This is a genomic window from Desulfococcus sp. (genome assembly GCF_050178255.1).
In the GTDB taxonomy this organism is placed as follows: domain Bacteria; phylum Desulfobacterota; class Desulfobacteria; order Desulfobacterales; family Desulfococcaceae; genus Desulfococcus; species Desulfococcus multivorans.
In genome coordinates, this window is the sequence record NZ_JBFXGG010000200.1 from 1 (window position 1) to 2,659 (window position 2,659).

The following is a 2,659-nucleotide window of genomic DNA, read 5'->3' on the forward strand; positions in this document are numbered from 1 at the left end:
TTTTCTGCCGCCCGGACCCTTTTTAAATCGCATGGCTGATTTGAAGAAGTCTCTTCCTACCAAGTGAACACCACAACCCTGAAGGAGAAGAACATGCTCAACGTCCGTTTTTTTCTCAATGAGCCCAACGGCAAGCCTTGAAAGCATTTCAAACAGATGATGCCCAGGTTGGGCGAAAAATACGCTATCGATATCGAGGTCATCTCAAAGCCCAAGGCCGACTACCAGACCGACGAATACTTTGAACTCGACCTGCCCATCGCGCCGGCGGTCATGGTGGGGGAGGAAATCGTCGTGGAAGGGGCTGACGTGTCCGATCACGAGGTGGAGGCCTGCATCTGTCGCCACCTGGGACTGCCCGAACCCGAGCCGCCGACAAAAGGAATCCTGAACCGCCTTTTCAAGCGCTGAAAGGCGAACAGCGGTCGGCAGTGAATATGAGCCGTCATCATGCAGAAAAATCAAAAAACCGCACTGGTGAAAGTATCCCTCCTGATCCTGTTCATCGGCGTGTCGATCTACCTGGTCCGGTTTTCACCGGCCAGGCAGTATTTCACGACCGAACAACTGGGGCTGATCCTGGAGGCGGCAGGCTTCTGGGCGCCGTTGCTGTTCGTGTTCATCTACGCCGCCGGCGTCTGCCTGTTCATCCCCGGCACGCTTCTGACGGCCCTGGGCGCCGCTATCTTCGGCCCTTATTGGGGATTTGTATATGTTTGGATAGCGGCCATGATAGGCGCGAGCCTCGCCTTTCTGATCGGGCGTTACCTGGGCCGGGATTTTGCCGCCTCCCTAGTCGGAGACCGCCTGAAGCGCTTCGACGACGCCATTGAACGCAACGGCTTTGCCACGGTCCTCTACCTTCGGCTGGTGTATTTCCCCTTTACGCCCATGAACTTCGGCATGGGGCTGACCAAGGTGCGCTTTCGGGACTACGTTGCAGGGACAGGACTTGGGATCATGGTGGGCACGTTCATTTTCACGTTCTTCATCGGAACGATCAAGGATGTCTGGGCCGGCGGTCGATGGGCGGAATTGTTGAGCTGGAAGGTCTTTCTTTCCATCGCCCTTTTCATTTTATCGTTTTTTATCCCGAAACTCCTGAAAAAGGCAAGGGGGCCCGGCACGACCCAAATAATTTAATCGATGGCCGCCTCAAGAGCAACGTAATGGGAACCGACACAATCATTCGGCTGAGCGCATTCCTATGCGTTTTCGCCATTCTATCCACGGCGGAGTTTTTCACACCCCGAAGACGGCTGACAACTTCCAGAAGCCGGCGCTGGTTCGCCAATCTGACCATCGTCGCGTTGAACCCGCTGTCGGTCGCGTTGGTCTATCCCGTTCTACCCATTGAGGTAGCCCTGCTCGCCTCGGAGCAAGGTTGGGGGCTACTCAACCAATGGGCCTTGCCCTATGGACTTGAGGTGCTCATGGGCGTGGCTGCGCTGGATTTCGCTGTGTATGCCCAGCACGTCTTGCATCACGCCATTCCGATGCTCTGGCGGCTGCACCTGATACATCACGCGGACCTTGATTTCGATTTGACCACTGGTTTGCGGTTCCACCCCATTGAAATTATTGTATCCATGGCCGTTAAGTTGTCGATTGTTGCCGCGCTCGGTGCACCACCTTTAGCGGTGCTGATTTTCGAAGTGGCCCTGAACGCTACTTCCATGTTCAACCACAGCAACATCCGCATTCCGGGAAAAGTGGACTGGGTGCTCCGATTGATCGTGGTCACACCGGACATGCATCGGGTCCACCATTCGGTCATCATCCGTGAGACCAACAGCAACTATGGCTTTAACCTGCCTTGGTGGGACCGACTTTTGGGCACCTACAAAGCGCAGCCCGCCAAGGGGCACACGGATATGGTGATAGGGCTATCCCAATTCCGCGATCCCAAAAGGCTTACCCTGCCGCGTCTCCTGATCCTTCCGTTCGTAGGTGATCCCGGCCGGGTGCCCATCAACCGGCACTGATACGTATGGTCGTTTCAAACACCGGCACGATGAGTGTTGAAAAGCAACCCGCCGCCGCCCCTCGATGTGTTCAACCACCGTCTTCTCGATTTTATGGGCGTTGAGTGTATTGGTATGGAAAATGCCGGTGCCGCATAGCTCCCTCCTGGATTTCTTGATAAGTGATCGTTTCCATCCGAATTCTGGGAATCGGGGGGAGCTGTCGGCCTTTTCGGTAACGCATGTAGCTCTGGGCCACGATTGAGACGACTCGGCCGGTCACCTCATCAAGCGTGTTGGGGATGTTGATTTCGGCCTGCATTCGGTTCTCCGTCGCGGAAGGCCGCTGGAAGGGCTGTCGTGGATGCTGCGGGATAAATGATCTCGGTCGAGAACCGTTGGAGCCCGTTCGCCACGTCACGAGAGCAATATCGCCGGCACCCACAACGGTTTCCGTTCTCACAGTCGTATCTGCTGTCTGGTGATCAACTTTCCGCCGGACCCCCCTGGTCCGGCTGATACCTACCGGAGGATGGCGTTTGATGTCTGCGCGGACACCCGTAAAAGACCAGGCTGGTAATTAACCGAACAGATGCGAAATGAAATTTTCGGCTTGGCATTTTTACGATAGTCGTTTACGATTATCGTAATTAAGGGGGAATATATGAGCACAATTGACACGAAAGCGCTTCAAC

Annotated in this window: 3 protein-coding genes; all 3 read left to right on the top strand. The window is 55.2% G+C overall.

The window, feature by feature from the left end; genetic code table 11:
- Positions 1-93 precede the first annotated feature (93 nt).
- Genes tsoC through AB7S84_RS17195 form a run of 3 tightly spaced genes read left to right on the top strand, consistent with a single transcriptional unit; the run spans position 94 to position 1,985 of the window.
- A complete protein-coding gene (tsoC, locus tag AB7S84_RS17185) occupies positions 94-411 on the top strand; it encodes an NEPxGxxU motif selenoprotein TsoC (RefSeq protein WP_428156040.1) in 318 nt (105 codons plus the stop codon).
- Between the two features lie 39 nt (positions 412-450).
- Complete coding sequence (locus tag AB7S84_RS17190; RefSeq protein ID WP_020876927.1) at positions 451-1,143, top strand: TVP38/TMEM64 family protein; 693 nt, start codon at positions 451-453, stop codon at positions 1,141-1,143.
- A 26-nt stretch (positions 1,144-1,169) separates the two neighbouring features.
- Entirely contained in the window at positions 1,170-1,985 is an 816-nt protein-coding gene (locus tag AB7S84_RS17195) for a sterol desaturase family protein (protein ID WP_428156038.1), read from the top strand.
- Positions 1,986-2,659: the final 674 nt, after the last annotated feature.